Annotated in this window: 20 protein-coding genes; all 20 read left to right on the top strand. The window is 60.2% G+C overall.

What is annotated here, in order from left to right; all coding sequences use genetic code 11:
- Positions 1-6: 6 nt before the first annotated feature.
- The 20 genes from HB376_RS26805 to HB376_RS26710 all read left to right on the top strand — a co-directional run bounded on the left by HB376_RS26805 (position 7) and on the right by HB376_RS26710 (position 17,346).
- Positions 7-1,104, top strand: a complete 1,098-nt coding sequence (locus tag HB376_RS26805; protein WP_213766757.1) for a head maturation protease, ClpP-related — start codon at positions 7-9, stop codon at positions 1,102-1,104.
- A gap of 62 nt (positions 1,105-1,166) precedes the next feature.
- A complete protein-coding gene (locus HB376_RS26800; RefSeq protein ID WP_213766756.1) occupies positions 1,167-1,517 on the top strand; it encodes a head decoration protein in 351 nt (116 codons plus the stop codon).
- Between the two features lie 84 nt (positions 1,518-1,601).
- Positions 1,602-2,597, top strand: a complete 996-nt coding sequence (locus tag HB376_RS26795) for a major capsid protein (protein ID WP_213766755.1) — start codon at positions 1,602-1,604, stop codon at positions 2,595-2,597.
- 1 nt (position 2,598) lies between these two features.
- On the top strand, positions 2,599-2,898 hold the full coding sequence (locus tag HB376_RS26790) for a hypothetical protein (protein ID WP_213766754.1): 300 nt from the start codon (positions 2,599-2,601) through the stop codon (positions 2,896-2,898).
- 3 nt (positions 2,899-2,901) lie between these two features.
- Positions 2,902-3,432, top strand: coding sequence for a phage tail protein (locus tag HB376_RS26785; RefSeq protein ID WP_213766753.1), 531 nt, complete (start codon positions 2,902-2,904; stop codon positions 3,430-3,432).
- A gap of 109 nt (positions 3,433-3,541) precedes the next feature.
- A complete protein-coding gene (locus HB376_RS26780; RefSeq protein WP_255631590.1) occupies positions 3,542-4,015 on the top strand; it encodes a hypothetical protein in 474 nt (157 codons plus the stop codon).
- Positions 4,012-4,692, top strand: a complete 681-nt coding sequence (locus tag HB376_RS26775) for a phage baseplate assembly protein V (RefSeq protein ID WP_213766752.1) — start codon at positions 4,012-4,014, stop codon at positions 4,690-4,692. The genes HB376_RS26780 and HB376_RS26775 overlap by 4 nt, the downstream gene beginning before the upstream one ends.
- Before the next feature lie 74 nt (positions 4,693-4,766).
- Positions 4,767-4,979, top strand: coding sequence for a hypothetical protein (locus HB376_RS26770; RefSeq protein WP_213766751.1), 213 nt, complete (start codon positions 4,767-4,769; stop codon positions 4,977-4,979).
- Between the two features lie 2 nt (positions 4,980-4,981).
- Positions 4,982-5,326 (top strand): GPW/gp25 family protein, encoded by a 345-nt coding sequence (locus HB376_RS26765; protein ID WP_213766750.1) that lies wholly within the window; start codon positions 4,982-4,984, stop codon positions 5,324-5,326.
- Positions 5,323-6,207: a baseplate J/gp47 family protein gene (locus tag HB376_RS26760; protein ID WP_213766749.1), complete on the top strand. Its 885-nt coding sequence runs from the start codon at positions 5,323-5,325 to the stop codon at positions 6,205-6,207. Before HB376_RS26765 ends, HB376_RS26760 begins: the two co-directional genes overlap by 4 nt.
- Positions 6,197-6,742, top strand: coding sequence for a phage tail protein I (locus tag HB376_RS26755; protein WP_213766748.1), 546 nt, complete (start codon positions 6,197-6,199; stop codon positions 6,740-6,742). Before HB376_RS26760 ends, HB376_RS26755 begins: the two co-directional genes overlap by 11 nt.
- 2 nt (positions 6,743-6,744) lie before the next feature.
- Positions 6,745-10,296 (top strand): hypothetical protein, encoded by a 3,552-nt coding sequence (locus HB376_RS26750; protein WP_213766747.1) that lies wholly within the window; start codon positions 6,745-6,747, stop codon positions 10,294-10,296.
- Positions 10,297-10,308: 12 nt separating this feature from the next.
- Positions 10,309-10,761 carry a tail fiber assembly protein gene (locus tag HB376_RS26745; protein ID WP_213766746.1) on the top strand — a complete coding sequence of 151 codons (453 nt, stop codon included), beginning with the start codon at positions 10,309-10,311 and terminating at the stop codon, positions 10,759-10,761.
- A 26-nt stretch (positions 10,762-10,787) separates the two neighbouring features.
- The gene (locus HB376_RS26740) at positions 10,788-11,120 is read left to right on the top strand and encodes a hypothetical protein (RefSeq protein WP_213766745.1); all 333 of its coding nucleotides are present in this window, start codon (positions 10,788-10,790) and stop codon (positions 11,118-11,120) included.
- A gap of 112 nt (positions 11,121-11,232) precedes the next feature.
- Positions 11,233-12,402, top strand: a complete 1,170-nt coding sequence (locus HB376_RS26735) for a phage tail sheath family protein (RefSeq protein WP_213766744.1) — start codon at positions 11,233-11,235, stop codon at positions 12,400-12,402.
- Between the two features lie 10 nt (positions 12,403-12,412).
- Complete coding sequence (locus HB376_RS26730) at positions 12,413-12,916, top strand: phage major tail tube protein (RefSeq protein WP_213766743.1); 504 nt, start codon at positions 12,413-12,415, stop codon at positions 12,914-12,916.
- Positions 12,917-13,053: 137 nt separating this feature from the next.
- Complete coding sequence (locus HB376_RS26725; protein WP_255631588.1) at positions 13,054-13,374, top strand: phage tail assembly protein; 321 nt, start codon at positions 13,054-13,056, stop codon at positions 13,372-13,374.
- Between the two features lie 117 nt (positions 13,375-13,491).
- A complete protein-coding gene (locus tag HB376_RS26720) occupies positions 13,492-16,275 on the top strand; it encodes a phage tail tape measure protein (protein WP_213766741.1) in 2,784 nt (927 codons plus the stop codon).
- An 8-nt stretch (positions 16,276-16,283) separates the two neighbouring features.
- Entirely contained in the window at positions 16,284-17,165 is an 882-nt protein-coding gene (locus tag HB376_RS26715) for a phage tail protein (RefSeq protein WP_213766740.1), read from the top strand.
- On the top strand, positions 17,140-17,346 hold the full coding sequence (locus tag HB376_RS26710) for a tail protein X (protein ID WP_213766739.1): 207 nt from the start codon (positions 17,140-17,142) through the stop codon (positions 17,344-17,346). Before HB376_RS26715 ends, HB376_RS26710 begins: the two co-directional genes overlap by 26 nt.
- Positions 17,347-17,349 lie beyond the last annotated feature (3 nt).

Here is a 17,349-nt window from a genome sequence, read left to right as displayed (position 1 = left end):
ACCTCGATGAAAAATCGCAAATGGTGGGACATCAAGGCGTTGACTAACGCACAGGGCGCGACGGTTGCCGAGATCCGGATCTATGACGAGATCGGATTTTGGGGCACCGACGCCAAGACATTCATCGCGCAGCTCGACGAAGCTGCCGCGAACGCTGCGGAGGTGATCGTCGCGGTGAATTCGCCGGGCGGTGATGTGTTCGATGCGTTCGCCATCTACAACGCGCTGCGGCGCTATGCCGGTAAGGTGACCGCGCGAGTGGACGGTGTCGCCGCATCGGCGGCCGGACTGGTGGTGATGGCCGGCGACCAGGTGGTGATGCCTGAGAACGCCATGCTCATGATTCACAACCCGTGGACGATCGCGCTTGGCTCGGCAGCTGATCTTCGGTCCACGGCGGACATGATGGACAAGGCCCGCGACGGCATCCTCGCCGCATACCGTCGCAAGAGCGGACAGAGTGACGAAGACATTACCGCAATGATGGACACCGAGACGTGGCTCACAGCGCTCGAAGCGCAGGCGCTCGGTTTCTGTGACGTAATCGAAAACCCGGTAAAGCTCGCGGCGTCGACGAAAGCGATCGAGTTGCTTGCCCGTTTCAAGAACCCGCCCGAGCCCGTCAAGGCGTTGGTCGCTGCGTCGGATGATTCGCCGCCAACCAATGATCCGACGCTTCCGATCGATCCACTGCCATCAAATGATCCGCCGCCCGTCGCGGTGCCACCGGCTCCTCAGAACAGCGCGGGAGAGCTGGCGACGCTGGTGTTCAACGCGTGCCGTGATGCAAATCTTTCGAGTTTGGCGGAAAGCATCGTGACCGCGTCCGGTCTGCGGGATCGTGCGACGGTGGACGCTGCGATCCAGAGCGCGAGGGATATCGCAGGCGTGTGTGTTGCCGCGCATTTGCCCGAGCGTGCCGAGGGGTTTGTTCGAGATGGGCTTACGGTCGATCAGGTCCGTGCCCGTTTGTTCGAAACTGTGACCGCTTCGCAGCAACCCGTCAACAGCCGGCAGCAACCAGCCCCGCATGCAGCCAACGTGCGCGCTGAGGGTCCGAAGGCCACTTCAATCTACGCCGCTCGAAAGGGCGGCGGAAAGTAACTTTGGCCGAGCCACAAGTTCGCTAGTCCCCTAGTTTGCTCAACCCTTAGAGGAACACCCGTATGTCCACTATCAAAACGCAAGGCGCGCTGACCGGCGAGTTTCTCCTGTCTGAAGGCGAAGGTCGAATCTCACGCGAAAAGATTGTTGTCACGTCTGGCGATGCGTTGTCCGCCGGTCAGCTTCTTGGTGCGTTGAATGCCACCGGCAAATACGTACCGTACGACAACGCTGCGGACACCGGCGCTCAGATCGCAAGCGCAGTGCTCTATGCCGCGTTGCCAGCGTCGACCGATGACCGCCAAGGTGTCGCGATCGTTCGGCTTGCCGAGGTAGCGGAAGCGCTGATCACTGGCCTCGATACGGACGCCCGTACCGATCTTGCATCCAAGTTCGTCATCGTCCGCCAGTAACCCTGCTCCCACACATAGTTCAACGCTGCTCGCCGTCTGGCGAGCTAGTACCACATTCCGTGTCACATTCTCAGGAGAGTTTTTATGGCGGATATCGCCCTCTTTAACGACGACGCGTTTTCGCTGTCGTCCCTCAGTGCAGCTATCAATGAAGCGCTATTCGTGCCGGGCCGACTGGCGGCACTTGGCCTGTTCGAAGAGCAGGGCATTACGACCACGACCGTTCAGATCGAACGCGAAGGCGATTCGCTATCCCTCGTGCCGGCAGGCGTGCGTGGTACATCGGGCAAGGTTGTGGTCGGTGATCGCCGTAGCCTTATCCCATTCAATACGGTGCATCTCCCGCAGCGCGCGTCGATCGGTGCCGACGAGATTCAGAATCTTCGCGCGTTCGGCTCAGAAACGGAGTTGGAAGCCATACAAACGGTTGTCAATCGCCGTCTGACCAAAATGCGCCGCCAACTCGACGCGACCCATGAATTTCATCGAATCGGTGCCATCAAGGGGCAAATTCTGGACGCGGATGGCAAGTCGGTAATCGCCGACTTGCTCCGCGTCTTCGACATCGAACAGACCGTCATCGATTTCGAGCTCGACGTCGCAAACACCGAGATTCGTGTCAAATGCGCTGCGGTCCTGGATGCGATCGAGGACGCGCTCGGAAACATTGCGTTCACGGGTGTGCGCGTGCTCTGCGGCCGAAATTTTTGGAATCTGCTCATCGTTCTGAAAACGGTGAAAGAGACTTACCTCAATTCCACGTTGGCGGCGCAATTGCGCGGCGATGCGCGCGATGCGTTCGATTTCGGCGGTTGCACCTTCGAACGGTATCGCGGGCGAGTCTCGGGAGTTGGCTACATCGCCGACAACGAAGCGTATGCGGTGCCGGAAGGGGTGCCCGAGTTGTTCATCTCGCGCTTTGCTCCCGCCGACTATCTGGAAGCGGTCAATACGACCGGCTTGCCGTATTACGCCAAGCAGCAATTGATGGATTTCGATAAGGGCGTCGATATTGAGGCGCAGTCCAATCCAATCCACCTCTGCACGCGTCCCAAGGCCGTCATCAAGCTGACGGCGTGAGATGGCGTTCCGCGACTTGATCGTGGATCTCGATGCTGCAGTGGTCAGGGACCTGGCCGACGACGACATCAAGGTCGACGGTCGGTCAGTGCCCGGTATGTTCGCCGCTCCATGGCTGGGTCCGGATCTCGGGACGCAGCGAACGCAGCTCGACCATCCGCAAGTAAGTGTGCTCGATGCCGCCGTCGTCGCTCTCGAAATTCGCGCCGGCAGCGTCGTTGAAGTTGGCGACGATCGTTACCGCGTGCTTGAACTGCAACCGGACGGCACGGGCTGGACGGTATTGCTATTACAGGGGTAAGAGATGGACAGACTCAAGGTCGAGATCGATGTTGGTCAAGTGACTGCGACCTTGCAAGGTCTTCCAGCCGCCGTCATGCAAGCAGCATGGCGGCGCACCCTTCGCAAGACCGCAGCATGGATCAAGAGCCAAACGGCCAAGGAAGTGTCGCGTGCCACCAGAATCCCGCAGAAGGTCATCAAGAACCGTTTGTATTTTTTTCTGCGCTCGGCAGACACCGGAAAAGTCTGGCTCGGTTTGAATCCCGTAGAAGCTCACCGCATCGGCACCGTCAGCAAAACCAGCAAGGGCATGCGCGCTGGTCGTCTCACGTTTGAAGGGGCGTGGCGCCAGTCGAAACGCAATCCGGAGGGACCGCTCTACCGGCGCACGGGCAAAGCTCACAGCCCGTTCGAAAAGGTCACCGTCGACTGGTCTGATTCCGGCGATCCGGCCTTTCGCCGCGCGGCGAAGCTTTGCGAAGCGCGGCTGCTGGTGATCCTGAAACAGGAAGTGAACTACGAAATTCAAAAGGCGATAGGCCGTGCAAAATAACCTTGATGCGCCATGGGTGCTGGAAGAATTCGCAGCGTCGATTGGACTCGAAAACCTCGGTACGTTGCATGCGGCCATCGAGGCCGGGCTGCGCACGAAATTTCCTGACATGGTGTCAGTCGAGACGTACCCCCGTATCGGTCGAAAGATCGCAACACCGTGTATCGTGATCGAAATGTCCGAGATGGAGCCGGGGCATGCGCCCGGTACCGGGCGCACCCCGTTGATCGGCCGCTTTCAGGCTCGAGTGATCGTGGATCCGCTTATTGCCGCTGCAGAACTTGCCGTGCGCGAGTTGGCCGCGCGTGTTGCCAAGGCCATCCATTTTCAAACGTGGCAGTTGCCGGTGACGCCGGCCAAGCTGGTGATGGTCGCGGAAGACCCGTTCAAGCCGCACCTTGATACCTATCTAGTGTGGCTCGTCGAGTGGACGCATGAGTTTGACCTGGGTGACGCAGTGCCACCTTTGCCGCCGGGTGGAACGCTCGTTTGGGGCATCGTGCCGGATACCGGCCCCGGTCACGAATCGGACTATTGGGATCCGGCTTCTGACCCGCCAGATGGCTTTGGAGCATCCAGATGAGCGATTACGACATCGGCGAATTCGATCGCCTTCTATCCAGCATCGTGCAGGCCGGCGTCGTCGACTTGGTGCAATACGACCCGCCTCGATGCCGTGTGCGAAACGGAGAATGGGTGAGCGCCTTGCTGCCGTGGCGTACCGCTGCGGCGGGCAGGGTGCGCAAGTGGTGCCCTCCATCGGTCGGTGAGCAAGCGCTCGTGTTTGCGCCGTCCGGCACGCTCGCGTCGGGATTCGTGTTGGCCGGCTTCTACACGGACACGCACGGCGGAGCGAATGGCAATACCGAAAACATGACCGCCACCGACTACCCAGATGGCGGACATGAGCACTACGACCACGATGCCAGCGAGTACGTGTTTTCGGTGCCAGCGAACGGCCGAATCCTATTTCGCGTCGGCAATACGCAGTTTGAGATGACGGCGGCTGGCATCACGCAGACGACACCCAAGCTGCTGGTGGATGCGCCTGACTCGATTTTCACCGGCAACAGCACCACTGAGAAGCGGCTTGCATTCATGGGCGGCATGACCGGCAGCAACAGCAACGGCGGTCCTGCCTCGGAAATCGATGGCGACGCGAGCTTTACCGGCAAGGTGACCTCGGAAGGTGTCTCGCTCCCGGATCACATCCACATGGAAGAAGGCGATGGCAAGCCGGTAAGCCCGCCGATCAAATAGACGCGGTCGATACGCCGATCGCAAAGTGACTTTGGCCCCGCATTCGTCGGGGCCTTTTTTATTGGGAAGGCGATATGCCACAAGAAATCAAGACCGCTGCCCCTGCCAAGGCCGGGTTGCAGCAAACCGTGACGTTCCGAGACAAAGCGTTCAAATCGCGCACGATTGTCTTCGCTGATGGGAGCACCGCAACCGTCGTCGGCAGCCTGATCACCGTCTCGACGTCTGAACGTGTCGAGCACCTAACCCAGCTCGGTGACTTCGAACGCACCGGTTCCGGAGCCTGAGCATGGCGGCCGGCACGGTGTTGGTTGGAATGAGCCGCACGACAGGCGCACCGATAACCGGCCTGGACCATCTACGCCAGAGCATCGGCGACATCCTGTCCACGCGAAAGGGCACGCGTCGGCAGCGGCCAGAGTACGGCTCTGATATCCCGAAGATGGTCGATTTGCCCGTCACGCGCGGATGGATTTCCACCGTGCAGGCGGAAGCCGCTCGTGCCATCGGGAGGTGGGAGCCGCGTATCAAGCTGTCTCGTGTATCGGTCGAATCGATCCTAGCCGGGGCGGTGACATTTCGCATTCAAGGCACCTACGAGGGTGATGACATTGTGTTCGAGGTGACGACGTGACAACCATTGATTTGACCGCGATCGACCCGCCGGATCTGGTCGATACGCTGGACTTCGAGGACATCTATCAGGATCTGATCACGGACTTCAAGGGCACCTATAGGGATTGGAGCGCAGCGCTCGAATCGGACCCGGTGGTCAAACTGCTGGAGCTCTCGGCGTACCGCGAGGTGCGCTTCCGTGCTCGGGTGAACGATGCTGCACGCGCGGTGATGCTCGCCTTTGCGACGGGCGCAGACCTGGAGCATCTCGCAGCTCTTTTTGACGTTCAGCGGCTGACTATTTCCCCGGCCGATCCGGACAACGGTATTGATGCCGTGAAGGAGCGCGACGATGATTTGCGGGCACGCACGCAGTTGGCTCCTCAAGGCTATTCCGTTGCAGGTCCCGAGGTCGCGTACGTATCGAAGTCGCGCAATGCCGATGGCCGCGTGCTCTCGGCTTCGGTGGTGAGCCCCGCGCCGTGCGAGATCGTTGTCACGATCCTGTCGCGCATTGACGACGGCAGTGCTGATGAAGATCTGATCAAGATCGTTACCACGGCGCTGAGCTCCGACGACGTGCGGCCGCTTACCGACAAAGTGACTGTGCAGGGAGCGCAGATTCTGCGCTATGCCATTCGCGCCACGCTCAGGTTTTTCTCGGGTCCCGATCGCGTGGTCGCACTTTCAGAGGCGAATAAGCGTGCGCAGCAATACGCGGACGACATGCATGCGCTTGGCATGGAGGTTACGGACGATGGACTGTATGCCGCGATACGTGTCGCTGGCGTGCAGAAGGTGATCCTCGAAACGCCGCTTGGTGGGATCCCGGTCACCAAACAGCAAGCGACGTATTGCACGCATATCGAGCTGATCGATGGGGGCGTGTATGACGAATAGTTTGCTTCCCGCGAACGCGACGTCGCTCGAACGTGCGCTCGCGGCAACAAATGCGCGCACGCATGAGGTGCCGGTTCCGCTGGCAACCCTCATGAACCCCGATGCGATACCGCTCGCGCTGCTTCCGTGGCTTGCGTGGCACCTCGGTGTTGACACATGGAAAGAGTATTGGCCGGAGCAGGTCAAGCGTGCGCGCGTAAAGGCTGCGATTCCCATTGCACGCAAGCGAGGTACGGCGGCCGCCGTGCGTGAAGTTGTCGCCTCGTTCGGCGGCAACGTTGCTCTGCGCGAGTGGTTTGAGATTGACCCGCCAGGCAAGCCGGGCACGTTCGATATCGTGATGACGGTCAGCGGCCGGGAAGGCCAGCCACCCACCGCCGCGTTCGTGGCCGACATCATCGCGGAGATCGATCGCACCAAGCGCGCGAGCGCGCACTACACATTTACGCAGGGCTTTTCGATGCAGGGGGCGCAATCCATTGCGGCTGCCGTGCGGCCGGCCCTCTTTCGCCGCCTCACATTTACGGATACCTAGTTATGACCGGAACCCTCATTCATGTCACCAAGGCCGGTCGGGCAGCGCTGGTTGCCCTAGGCAATGCCGGCACGGCTGCTCACAAGGTCACCACCATCGGCGTGAGTACGGGTGCGTTTGATGACACCGACGAGACGCTGACCATACTACCCGGTGAGCGCAAGCGGATCTCGACCATTTCCGGCGAGAACGTCGCGGCGGACACCATTCACGTGACGCTCAAGGACGACACGGCCGATCAATACTCACTGTATGGCTTCGGTCTGTATCTGGAGAACGGCATTCTGTTCGCGGTCTACAGTCAGACCACGCCGATCATGGAGAAGTCGCCCGCGGCAATGCTTCTGCTTGCCGCCGACATGCAATTCACCACGATCGACGCAGCACAACTCTACTTTGGCGACGCGACGTTCACCAATCCGCCGGCAACTACTGAGCGGCAAGGCGTCGTTGAATTGGCCACCGACGACGAATCACAAGACGGTGAGGACGCCGTTAGGGCTGTTACGCCTTCCGGCGTACGTCAATTCGGGTTTCAGTTCGGCACGAGCTTCATGAGCAACACCAACACCGACTTGACCAAAAAACACGTTGGCAAGGCGATTCAATGGTATGGCGCGGACGGTGGCTTGCTTCGCTTGCCGCCGAGTGTTTCGCTCAAAGCCGGTAGTGCTTTCTACATTTACAACCAGGGCGCTGGCCGCCTGACGGTCGGCCTGGTCGGCACCGGCGATTTCATTTGGACGATGGCCTCGCGCGCGTCGATCGAGCTGACGCGCGGCGAATACGCCATTTTCTTGGCTCGCACCGGCGGCGAATATGACTTGGTAGGCGGTACCGCGTCGCTTAGATACATTCCGCGCCTGGTGCTCAATGGTGCGGCCGACGACGATACAACGTCGCTACAAGTCAACGGTGCCGCGTCCGTCCTGTACGGCATCACGATCAAGGGCGACCGAACCGGATCGCTTTCGACGGGCAATTTCGACGGCCTCACGATCGAAGCCATGAACAGCCAGAACACCGCAAAAAAGCCTGTCGCGCTGGCACCTTATGGCGGCCGCGTCCTGGTCGGCACCACATACGACGACGGCTCAAACGCACAGCAAGTCAATGGCAACGCACGGACCTACGGCACGCAGGTTGCAGGCGATTCAGGAACCGTCAGGGCATGGATGACTGCCGACACGAACAACGGCTATTTCCGCACCGCAGGGAACGCCTCGGTTGGGTCAGAGAGCGCGACCGGCTTCCTCGATCTGCTGGCGGGCAATTCGCCGAAACTGAGGATTTTGCCGTCTGGTCGCGTTCTCATCGGGACGGTCAACGACGACGGTTCGAGCCTGTTGTATGTAGCAGGCAATGGGCGCTTTTCAGGAAGTGTGCAAAGTTCCGCAGTGGACGCGGGCGGCCAGTTCCGCGCTGTCGCGGGCAACTATGGCATGTTTATCCGCAACGACGGCAGCAACGTCTACCTGATGCAGACCGCCAGCGGCGACCAGTACGGAACGTTTAACAGCTATCGCCCGTTCGCGTGGAACCTGTCAACCGGTGCTGTGACCATCGACCAGAATGGCGCAGGCACCACGTTCGGCGGTCCGATCACCGTTTCAAACCTCGCGAATGGCAATGCCGGATTGATGCTGACCGGGCCGCAGGGCTTCGCCGCTGGCGTCATCCTCAATAACTCGACGGCATCGACGGGACGCAAATACAGCGTCTATTCGAACAACCTGGGTTCGCTGATCTTCGGCGACGAAACGTCAGGCTCGCAGCGTGGACAAATCACCAGCGCGGGCCGCTGGTTGATCAACACTGCGGACGACGGTTCGAGTCGATTTCAGTTGGGCGGGGACTTTGCCATTAATCGGTTTGGGGGTGAAGGCCACATCATGCTCGGACAGAATGATGGCTACTTCTATGCGAACCAAAACAGCGCCGGATGGTATTCGCCCACAATCGGCTCGTTCCAGTATTTCGGTACGACGAAGGAATTCAAGATCGACGGTAAGGTTGCATGGCACACCGGAAACCTGAATCCGATCGACAAAGGCGGCGGCACGATGGCCGGTCAATTCGCATTGGCCGAGGGAACGCAATTGCGTCCCAGCCTGACATTCGACAATGACGGAACCCCTGATACCGGCCTTTGGCACATTGCCGATGGTGTATTCGGTATCACGAACAACGGCATAGAAACGGTGCGGTTCGGCGCCACCACGACGTTCCAGAAGCCGGTCCAATCCAATGCGAACGCGACCGACAACTACGGCGTATTTCGCGCGTTGGCAGACATCGGTGGCACGTTCGCCAACTGGAACATCACTGCGGGTCGCGGGCCAGCATTGCAGATCGATGCGCCCAACGCCACGGCTGCATATATGGGTATGCGTTGGACGCGTTGGGGTGGTCGGCACTTCGCCGCGATCGACGCGTATGAGGGCGGCACAACTACGTCCGATCCGTCGATCGTCATGCACTTGGGCGGGCAGAGCAACGCATGGTCATTTAGGGGCGCCGATATAACGCGGGGCGCCGGTGGCACTGTCTGGGGTTCGTGGAACTTCAACCCGGCAAGCTATCTACCGTTGTCGGGCGGGTTGGTCACGGGCAACGTGCGGATTTATGGCGGACAAGGAAACCAATATAGCGGTCAGTTGATGCTCAATGCGAATGGGTATGAGCCTTATATCCGCTCCAACAGCGCAGCGCGAACCATTGAGTTCATCAACGCTGCTAATAGCGCTGTCAACGCGTCCGTGGGCGAAGACGGGGTAGTGAGCTTTCCTCGTGCGCGGCCAAATTGGGCCGGGGTGATTCCTTGGGACACGGGCAACTTCGACCCGAATTCGAAGCTGAACACGATTACCCCGACGATCACGGGCCGCCTGCAACTCATCAACAATGGGGCCGCTGGCGAACTCGGCTTGCGCTCGAACGATGGCAGCTTCCAATTCATGCGCGGTCGGACTGGCGGCGGTGGTATGGAGTGGATCAACAGTGCCTACACCGCTGTGATCGCCAATACGGACGATGCTGGCTCTTTCTGGATGGCGAATCTGTATGCGCGCAACGTTGTCCAGGCAAGCGGCGAGGTGTGGGCGGGAAATGGTGGCGGTCGGTTGGCAGCGGATGGCAACATTTACGGCGGTGTGTGGGGCGGCTATCTGAGCAATTGGCTCAACGGCACGGTCAACAGCTTACAAAACAACATCAACCAGCAGGCACCGAGACGCAACGGTGGGGCTAACTATGGCTACGTTGCCAGCGACACGGGCAACTCGATTTCCATCAATTGGGGAACTAATCTCGACGCCTACGTTGACAATCAATATCAAGGCGCGCTGGTTACAACCAACAACTTCGGCAACTGGATAGCGCCACGCTCTGTCATGGAATACGGCGGCGTTGGCTCGTACACGTACATGAATACCGGCGGCAACCCCGGCGTCAACACGCTTGTGAACCTGCCGGGTATGGGCGGCACGTGGCGCGTTATGAGCGGCGCGTTCGGCGCAAACGGAAAAGATATTTTGTACGTGCGCATTGCATAAGGAAACGAACCTATGTCAACGATTCCAGTTCTCCATGATTCGCAAGCCGGCAATGCTGCGTTTCAAGTGGGCGACGTAACCGGCCCACGTTGGGCTAATGCCGAATCGACCATGATTTCATGCACGGTCACGTTTCCCAATCATCCAATGGGCCTAACACAACCGATGCCCTTCACGGCCGATGCGCAAGACTCCGAAATCCATAGCCGCGCGCTTTTCTATCGCTTGCGGTCGGGCGAATTCGGGCCGGTCGCGGCTTACGTTGCGCCCGACGATGCAGCGATCGCCGAGCAAGCGCGAACAGAGCGCGACCAGCTCTTGCGCGAATCCGACTGGACGCAAGGCCGCGACGTACCGCCGGCTTTGAGCGAGGCATGGGCGCCATATCGCCAGGCACTTCGCGAAATTTCCGATCAACCCGGCTTTCCTCGCTCGATCGAGTGGCCGACTCAACCCAAGGCGTAAGCCGTCCTTTACCAGGAGCAACAACCATGCTGAAGAAAATCGTAACGATCGCATCGAACGGCGTGCCGGCTGAAATCCACGTCATCGACGGCGTTCAACTGAACAAGTCCGCAGCACAAACGACCGTGAGCGTGCAGAGCTATTTCGACAAGAAAGCGTTGGACGACAAGCTGCAATACATCGCCGTTTCGACCATCACCATTAAGGGCCTTCCCGGAAAGGGCGTTGACGCGTTCGAGTTTGCCGAATTGGAGCTGGTGAAAGAAAAGCCGGTCGACGAAAGCACCGACAACGCGCCCGCTTATTACCAGGGCGGTTTGTCGCGCTACGCGTTCGCCGGTGCCGAGATCGTCGCATAGACCTTCGCGCTTTTCTGGTCGAGCTGATTGGCTCGCTCGACCATATAAACAGCCTTGCTGGCCGCCCGGACAACGTCTGGAGCGGCTTTCATTTTTTGTAGGGGAAAGGTATATGGCTGCAACATCGTTTTTTCACGGCGTGACCGTGTCGCTTGTCGACTCCGGGCCTCGTTCGATTGCCGTGCCGTCGTCGTCGATTATCGGCATGGCGAACACGTACACGCCGGGCGCAGATCGTGCAGCGCCCAATGTCCCGGTCCAGCTCACGAGCTACCGTGAGGCGGTGGCTGCGTTTGGAGAAGGTAGCGCGGTTGCGAAGGCCGCGCGCGCCATTTACGCGCAGAGCAAGGCTGTGATCGTCGGGGTGGGAGTGTCGGCCGTGGCTGAGCCGGCGGCGCTGACATCCTCCATCATCGGTGGCGTGAGCGCTGGTGGGCAGCGCACGGGTCTTCAGGCGCTGCTCGACGCGAAGTCGAAGTTCAATGTGCAACCGCGCTTGATCCTCGCTCCTGGCTTTTCCGGCACGCAGGCAGTGGCGACCGCAATGGATGCTCTTGCGGCCAAGCTTCGTGGCATCGGAATCATTGACGGTCCGGACACGGACGATGAGGCTGTGGTCAGCTATGCCGCCAACTTCGGAAGCAAGCGCCTGTATATGGTCGATCCCGGTGCGCTGCAGTACGACACAACCGCGAATTCCGACGTGGCGGTGCCGGCCTCGCCATTCGCGGCAGGACTCTTTGCGCAGACCGACTCTGCTATCGGGTTCTGGGCGTCGCCGTCGAACAAAGAGATAGTGGACATCACCGGCACGAAGCGTCCGATCGAGTTTCTTGACGGGGATGAAACGTGCCGCGCGAACCTGCTCAATAACGCGTTCATCTCGACCATCATTCGCGATGGCGGATACCGCTTGTGGGGCAACCGCACTTTGTCGGCTGATCCGAAATGGTCTTTCGTCACACGCGTGCGCACGCTCGACATGGTCATGGATGCGGTGCTCATGGGCACCAAATGGGCGGTCGATCGCGGTATTGCGGCAACCTTCGTTGAGGATGTGACTGAGAGTGTTCGCGGGTTCATGCGTGACCTCAAGCGACAGGGTGCGCTTATCAACTTTGAGGTCTATGCCGATCCGGACCTCAACACGGCCTCGCAGATAGAGGAGGGAAAGGTGTATTGGAACATCCGCTTCTCTGACGTAATCCCAGCCGAAAACCCCATCTTCCGCTTCGAGGTCACGAATCAGTGGCTGACCGAAGTGCTCGATACCAACTCCTGAGAGGTGATGCGTGATCCCCGAAACACTTAATAACTTCAACGTGTACACGGACGGCAAGGGCTTTGCCGGACAGGCGACGCAGTGCACGCTGCCCAAGCTGAAAATCAAAACCGACGATCACCGCGCGGGCGGCATGGACGCGCCGGTCAAGGTCGACCTCGGCATGGAGGCCATGGAAGCGGCATTCCAGATGTCGACGATGTCCGTCGATGTGCTGAAGTTCTTCGGCCTAGCCGACGCCACAGCATTTAACGGCGTTTTTCGCGGTGCATTTCGCGATGTGCAAGGCAAGGTTAAGTCGGCCGCCGCAACCTTTCGCGGCATGTTGTCCGAGATGGATCCGGGCGACTGGAAGTCGGGCGAGAAGGTCGATGCGAAATTTACCGTTTCGCTCACCTATTACAAGTTCGAAATCGACGGCGCGGTGATTCATGAGATCGATCCTCTCGGGATGATCCGGATCATCAGTGGCGTCGACCAGCTCGCCGATATTCGCAAGGCGATCGGCATGTAGCTCGCGTGCGATCCGGCGCAGCGTCGGTCGCAAAGTAACTTTCTAAACACGACGGTGGGCCGAGGGCTCGCCGTTTTTCGTTGAGGTGCTGTATGGATACCCCGCTTCAAAAAGATACCGCGGCCGGAAGGCCGGTCATGACCGTCACTGTGCCGCTCGACTTTCCCACGAAGTTTGACGGGATTGCGCGCGATAGCCTGACGTTGCGTCGGCCGAAGGTCCGCGATATGCGCGCGGCGGCGAAGGTCTCGCCGGGTGATGACGATGGTCAGGAGCTCGCGCTTTTCGCGGCGCTGGCGGAGGTCGCGCCGAACGACCTGGAGGACATGGATCTCGCCGACTATAACCGTCTGCAAGACGCCTACTTTCGCTTTCGACCCACTATCAAAAACGCATCCAGCAACGCTCAAAAAGCTCCTTCGGCGGCTGCTGATGGAACTGCGGATGTCGCCGACTGACATCGACGAGCTGACGATGGAGGACGTCATTTACTGGCTGACGGACTAATGCGCTCAGCTGCAATGCTGAGGATCGAAGCACCGGCCGCGAACGCGGTCGGACTATTGGGGCAAGAGATGGCAAATGACATTGCACTCGGGATCGTCATCGGCGGCGCTGTTTCAGCGACGTTCGGCAAGGCGGTCACCGAGACCAGCTCGCGCATTGTCGGGCTACGCAAGACCGCTGACACCACGCGCCTATGGCAACGCACCATCGGCGACACGGTCAAGCTTCAGGATGAGTTTCGCCGGTTACACGCAGCGGGCGACAATGCGGCAGAGGGGATTCGCCGGAAGATCGACACCAACCTGCGCTCACTACGCGAGGCAGGTGTCGAAGTAGACAGGCTTGATCGTTCTTACCAGCGGCTCGGGCGTACGGCGCGAGGGTTGGATCTGCAGGCAGCCGGGCGAGAGCGCATCGCGTCGGGCCGTGAAGGGCTTCGTGGCGCTGTTGGCGATACCGTGAAATTCGGCGCAGCCGTGGCGGTGCCGGCGACGATCTCGGCGAACTATCAGGCGATCATCCGCGACATCGCGCTCAAGGCGGGCATCGCTCGTACTGAGCAGGAGGCTTCGATGGGCATTCGAATCCGGCGCGATGCGACGGCGAACGGCATCAACCGTAACGAGCTTGCCGAGGCCGTCAATCAAATGGTCGCGGGTGGCATGGACGTGGATCGAGCGCTCGACTTCGCGCCACTCGTGGCGAAGTTCTCAGTGGGTCAGGGTGCGACCAGCGTCGAGACGGCGAAGATGATTCAGTCGTTGCAGCAGAACGCGAAGATTGTGGATCTGGCCACGATGAGCAAGGCGCTCGAAGCGATTGCGTTCCTCGGCAAGGCGGGTTCTTTCGAGTCGGCGGACATGGCGCGATGGTTTCCGGTACTGCTTGCGGAAATGCAGAAGATCGGGATCACCGGTGAGGACTCGGTCACGCAGCTCGGCGCGATGCTGCAGGTTCAAATGAAGACGGCCGGCAACGCAGACGAAGCGGCGAACAACCTCAAAAACTGGTTTTCGAAGATCGGATCCAATGAAACAGCCGCGAACTATAAGAAAGCCGGCGTCGACTATGACGCAAAAATGCAGGAAGCCATCAACAAGGGTTGGTCGACCCTTGAGGCTTCCTTTGTTCTGGCCCGTGCGTATATTGAGCGCACCGATCCAGCGAAAGCAAAGCAGCTCGCTAACGCCGCGCAGAGCATAAACGGCGAGGCGGATCCGGCGAAGCGTAAAACGCAAATCGCGGCGTTCGAGGACACCATGAAAACGGGTGATCTCTTCAACGATATGCAGGTTAAAGCGGCCTTGACCGCTTATTTGCAGAACGCGGATATGTATCAGCAGCTTAAGAAGGACTCGGCGCAGGCCAGTGGCGAGATCGCGAAGGACTTGGCGGATCGTCGCGATGCGTCGAAGCAGGTCTGGAGCGAAGTGACGCAGCAGTGGAACGACGCCATGCGTAGCATCGGCGACGCGTTGCGCCCTGTAACCGATCTTGCGGGGCAGGCCGCAAAAGCGACGGGCGAGGGTCTTGCCAAGATCACCGATTCAGCACCGCAAGCGACACTCGCTGTTGCAGGCGTCGCGGCATCCTTTATCGCTTATCGCGGTGCAAAGTCACTTTTCCAGATCGGCCGAGGTGCGATCGACGTTGCGCGGGGTGTTGCCCTTGTCGGTCGGCGCGGTACTGCAGGCGCGGGTGGCGGCGGTGTGGTCAGCCGAGTAGCGCAAGCGATGGGTGGTGCCGTCGCCGGCGGCGTTCAGCGGGTGTTCGTTGTGAACTTCGGCAGCGGGGGCTTGGACAGCGCTGTTGGCGCGACCGCCGCTGATCGGGGCGCTCGTGGTGTTCGTGGCGGTGGCGCAAGGGCAGCGGGCCGTGCAGCGAGCGGCGCAGGGACGGCGGCAAGGTCAGCAGCTAATGCGGCGGGTACTGCGGGTGCAACTGCTGCCGGTGGCGGTTTAGCCGCAGCGCGGCGTGCCGCGAACAACGCACGGATACCGGCGAGGCCTGAGGTGGGTGGGGCTGCACAAGGCAGTACGACCGGAGCGGGACGCGCAGCGAACGGTTCGGCTGGTGGGGCGGCCGCTGCGGGGCGGGCAGCAAATAATGCACGGTTAGCGGCCCGGACCGCAGTGGGCACAGCCGGTGCCGGCGCTGTCGACAGCGCGGCAAATGGTGCAGCGAACGCAGCGACGCAGGGTGGACGGTTTGCGCGGCTAAGCACGGCCGCTCGTGGACTGGTCGGCCGGGTTATGCCGTACGCCGGCAAGCTGGCGATGGCGGGCACTGTGCTTAAGCTCGGTATGGTGGCGACGAACGCATATGGCGTCGCTACCAGCGATGAGGGTCGTGCGGAGAAGGCGAAAGGCTTTGGCGGGATAGCTGGCAGTCTGGCTGGTGGCGTGTTGGGTGCCAAGGTGGGAGCCGCAATCGGTGCGTTGGGTGGCCCGATCGGTGTGGCGATCGGTGGCCTCGCCGGTGGCGTTGTGGGAGCGTACGCGGGTGAGAAAGCGCTTGGTGCCGTGTCGAAATGGGTGTTTGCAGAAAAGCCTGCGCTGAAAGATCCGGCCGCGTCAGTAACGCAGACCAGCGAGGTTTCGCAGGCAGCGTTGGTTAGTGCGCTGGCGAAATCGGCGGCACCGGTCAAGCCGCTTGGTGCCGACAAGCCGGTCATGAAGATCGATCAGACAAACACTTTCGCGCCGGTGTTCCACGTCCAGGTGAACGGCGAGCCAAGCCGCGAAGCTGCCGACCGATTTCTTGATCAGGTCTCGCCACGGCTTCAACGGATGATGGCCGATCAGGCCGCGAAAAATAACCGCTCGTCGATGTTTGACTCGGCGCACAACTAGGGGGAAGCGTGGATTTCATGACACAACTCACGCAGGCGGCCACGCAGTCGAGTATCGGAACGGAGCGTGTGCGGCAGATGGTGCGGGTCGAGGAGCGCAATCGACCTGCGAGTAAAAACACTGTCGATGTCCTGCAGAAACTTGCGACAGGGAATCTGCAAAACGCCGGCGAGTTACTCTCGGGTGCGAGTAGTGCATTGTTGGTCGCGGGTGATCTGAGTCCTAAGATCGGTGCGGCCACCCGCAGCTTCAATGCCGTGCAGTCGTCGATGAACAGCGTCTTGTCGATGGCAAACTCATCGACCCATCCGTTGGTCAAGTCGATGGCTGATTCGGTGAACACGGCACTCGGAGATGTTAAATCCAAGTTCAATGCGCTGGCCGGTATCAAAGATACGCCGGCTCCGGCCGCGCTGGCGAAGTCGACGAGCTCGGGCCAGATGTTCTCTGGATTGGTTAGCGGCGCGTCGTCCTCGACGCCGCACCTGATGACGCTGAGCTCGGACAGTGGCGATACGTTCCACTTCAACCTCTCGACCGCTGCATTCGACAAATTGCGGCGCACGACGAAATACAAGGTCGCCTCGCAAGAGCGGTTGAATCGTCAGGAAGCGCTGCAGGCGGTGAGTCAGGGCGGCGAAACCATCACGCTGTCGGGCGTTGTCTTTGCGGCCCTTGGGCCGGGCGCTAAACAGCTCGACGCGCTGCGATCAATCGGCGGCAAGATGGTGCCGCTGCAGCTCACGACCGGATACGGCGAGGTGCTCGGCCGCTGGTATCTGCAGGGCGTCGATGAAGAACAGGAGGCGCTGATGTCGGATGGCGCACCACGCAAACAAACCTTCAGCCTGGAGTTCGGCCGCTATGGCGAAGACTATAAGAACCTCTGACGGCGATATTCTGGACGAGATCTGTTACGCCTATTACGGGACGTTGCCCGGCATGGTCGAGGCGGTTTATTCGGCGAATCCGGGGCTCGCGGCGCACGATCAGCCGTTTGCGTCGGGCATCGCTATTACGCTGCCCGACGTCGCCGCACCGCGCGACGAATCCGTGCAGCTTTGGAGTTAGGTC

This window comes from Caballeronia sp. dw_19 (assembly GCF_018449515.1).
Lineage (GTDB): Bacteria > Pseudomonadota > Gammaproteobacteria > Burkholderiales > Burkholderiaceae > Caballeronia.
The sequence above is the reverse complement of the archived record's forward strand: the minus strand, read 5'-3'. Positions and strand labels throughout refer to the sequence as shown.